At 57.9% G+C, this 3,119-nt stretch carries 2 protein-coding genes and 1 pseudogene; 1 reads left to right on the forward strand and 2 read right to left on the reverse strand.

Annotation, left to right across the window (positions count from 1 at the left end):
- Window positions 1-289, reverse strand: a pseudogene (locus tag ACI3K3_RS25445) (IS21 family transposase); the annotation flags it as partial.
- A 1,369-nt stretch (window positions 290-1,658) separates the two neighbouring features.
- On the opposite strand from ACI3K3_RS25445, the gene ACI3K3_RS25450 reads away from it, so the two are divergent.
- Window positions 1,659-2,051, forward strand: a complete 393-nt coding sequence (locus ACI3K3_RS25450; protein WP_404918873.1) for a hypothetical protein — start codon at window positions 1,659-1,661, stop codon at window positions 2,049-2,051.
- Between the two features lie 224 nt (window positions 2,052-2,275).
- On the opposite strand, the gene ACI3K3_RS25455 is transcribed toward ACI3K3_RS25450, so the two are convergent.
- Window positions 2,276-2,518 (reverse strand): hypothetical protein, encoded by a 243-nt coding sequence (locus ACI3K3_RS25455; protein WP_404918875.1) that lies wholly within the window; start codon window positions 2,516-2,518, stop codon window positions 2,276-2,278.
- Window positions 2,519-3,119 lie beyond the last annotated feature (601 nt).

A 3,119-nucleotide genomic window follows, 5' to 3' on the forward strand; every position in this document is an offset into this window, starting at 1 on the left:
AGAACCGGCTATAGCGATATCCGTCCGGATGCTCGGCGCGGTACTCCTCCCAGAGCACCTGCAGCGTCACGTGTTTGCGCTTCAGCTCGCGCGCTACCACCGGCCAGTCCGGCTCCGGAAGCTTGCGTCGCCCAGGTTTGACGCCGGAGGCGCCATACAAACGTCCCTCCAGATCTATGTCGCCAATCTCGGACGGAACCGGCCACTCCAATCCCGAGCGATCGAAGCGCACGATCATGTCGCGCACTGTAGAACGAGCAAGGCCAGTCAGTCGGGCGATCTCGCGCATCGGGACGCAAGCCTCCCGATGCATTCTCATTACTTCAGGCACATGGCGCATCTTCGGCCTCCTCGTCGGCATCTCCATCCTCCGGCTGCTGCGCCGATAAGATGGACCCAACGATCGGGCGTCTCACTCCCTCCCGGGTGGCCGGGAATTGCTCGGAATGGTGGCCGGCATCATCTCGGAATCCCGGCCGGGATCAAATCGGAATGGTGGCCGGGATGACCCCGGAATCCGCATACCGGGCTGGTGCAATCGCGGTGCTGGAGGAAGTTTCGATCCTTCTGCCCGCCCCGGAGTCCTTGGAACTACGCGCTTGGATCGAGGAGGATCTGCAGAATTGGAAACCCGGCATGGCGCCCCCCAAAGCTCCGAGTAACTGGAAGAGCCGCATGCAATGATTTTCCGAGCGGTGAAATAGAAGAGGTCGCCTTCGTTCGGAGGCGACCTCACACCGGGAGGCACCGGTTCCTGAGCGCGATACGGCCCAAAGTGAACTGATCAATATCTCACAGGTCGAACGATCCAGCGCATCGTGGATCAATCTTTCGCCTGCAAAGCAAAATGGCCCCGTAACTCTCGGTCGTTACGGGGCCATTTGCATTTAAATTCTGCCGATGGCGTAACATCAGCATCCATCGAGGCTTCAGGTCGTTAGAAACCGCCGACACCTGCAAGCTAAGCGCGAGACAGAAAGAAAGGTTCCGACGACCGCTGTGGCGAGTTCTCAGTTTGAAAGGAAAGAGGCCGCCCCCGCAAAGGGGCGGCCTCATGATGACCGGAGGGAACCGGCTATCAATTTTACTGCAGGGACACACAGTCTTGAAAGTAACATCTCGAAAGGGGGAGTTGTTCCAAAAGCCCTGAGTGATACGTAGGACTTATTTACGGTAGTACGGGTGGTCGTGCCGCTCAAGGGACCGCTTTAGCGGTGTGGTCAAGTTGCTGAGAATAGCCTGGCAGCCGGTATCAAGCCCGGCACGTAGACACTCCTGATAGGGAAAAGGGCCTCGCAGAGGTGTGTATTCGGCTGCGGGGCCTAAGTTTCAGCACGATGAGTCTGGCTGAAGCAGACTGACGGCCTTTGACAGCAATCCATCAGCTGGACCGGGTGCGCCTCATGTGAGGCGTGGGTCGCTATCACCCGAGTGCGAGAAGAGCGCGCGCGAAGCATGGAAGTTGCAATACTTAGAACAGCTGGCCGGTCTCAATGGGGTTGGCTCGCCCTGGCCATCGCGTCATGCGGTCGGATAGCGTCGACCTTCGCGGCGCGCTTTCGAACCCCCTATGTTGATGCCCCGGCTCGTGACGATGTCTGCCGCGGTTTCCAGCGGTACATCCTTGACGGTGCAGCCCGCCATCAATCCGGCAAGGCGTGAACCTCATGAACGCATCCGGGCGCTTCGCCCTCTCAGCTTACCGCACGAAGTGGCGGTGCCCCGACCTTTCGCACGGAAGCGGAAGCGACCTTAAGCGCCTCCAGCTCGTCCAGATAGCCGGTCAGCCTCCTTTCGCCCAATTCCAAGCCGTGCCTGCGGCCGGTGCTCTGCAACTCACGCAGACACTCCTCCACGTCGTGCCGGTCGAGCCGGGAAAGCAGATTTGCAAGAACATGCCGAATGGCGAACTGAGCGCCTTCGAACTCGAGGGCGGCCCGTTCCAAGCAATCGACACGGTTATTTCTTTCCATTCCCATAACTACCGCTTCTCCAATCGTATGAACAATTTTGTACGTTGGCGACCGCGTCTATTTTTACCAAGCGTATGATCAAAGAAGTTAATCAGTCGTTATCATACGTTATCGGACGCACTTTATTACAAAATTGCTATCGAGGCGATGAGAAATGACGGTCGAGACTTCCTGACTGCGCAGGCAGCTAATGGGTCCGCTGGCGATAACGGGGCAATATTCGCAACGTGCGGAAATGTGGTCTTTGCCGATTACCCACGGAAGCGGTTCTTTTCGCGAGTTGTCGGGGGGATCGCGTCCTCTCAGTTGCCGGATTTCTTGGCGGCGTCGCGGGCAGCGTCTCCGGCCTTACCGGCGGCATTACTGACGCTGTTGGCTGCATTCTCGACCGCATTGTCCTTGCGCGCTTCGCTGGTGGATGTTTGGCTGAACATCCACACGCCGGCGACGACTGCAGTCAGAATGGCGATAGCAACAATAATGCTTGCTCCACCGCCGCGACGTCCTTCGACAACGGTCGTAGTGTGATTAGGGGTGTCTACCATTCTCGACTCCTCTCTTTGTTTTGCTCCCGAGCAAAAAAACTCCGCAGTTCGGAAACAGTTTCGCACTGCGATGGCGTAATGCGATACCTCTCTCTTTGTGCCGGCATCGAAGCCGCGACGTTCGCTTGGCACCCGCTTGGATGGGAGGCCGCAGCCTTCAGCGAGATCGAGGCATTCCCGCGCGGCGTCCTCGCCGACCACTATCCTGAAGTGCCGCTCCATGGTGACTTCGCCGCCATTGGAGCTGAGAACTATGGCCGGATCGACCCGCTTGTCGGAGATACACCATGTCGGGACGCCAGTGCCGGATATGGCGTCGGCGAAGGGATTGCAGGAGAAGGACTTTCTGTATCTCGGTTAGGGCTTGCCCACGGATATGTTCACCTCGTGCATATCTGCGGACGGACTGGTTCGTCTAGAAAACGTGCCCGACTTGCTTAGTGGACGACTGGATCCTGGCTCCCCCGCCAGCATCTATTGCGCGTCAATCAGGATGAGTATTGCGCGTCAATCAGGATGAGAATGTGATTGTCGCGGCGCGTCATTCAGTGCCGATTTTAATTGTCGCTGGCAAGGACCTCGGTCTCATCTTGATTGTCGC

The sequence above is a fragment of the Novosphingobium sp. ZW T3_23 genome, assembly GCF_044987305.1.
Classification (GTDB): domain Bacteria; phylum Pseudomonadota; class Alphaproteobacteria; order Sphingomonadales; family Sphingomonadaceae; genus Novosphingobium.

Coding starts and splice junctions, on each gene's coding strand:
- ACI3K3_RS25455 (WP_404918875.1), bottom strand. CDS start 2,518: ATGGTAGACACCCCTAATCACACTACGACCGTTGTCGAAGGACGTCGC.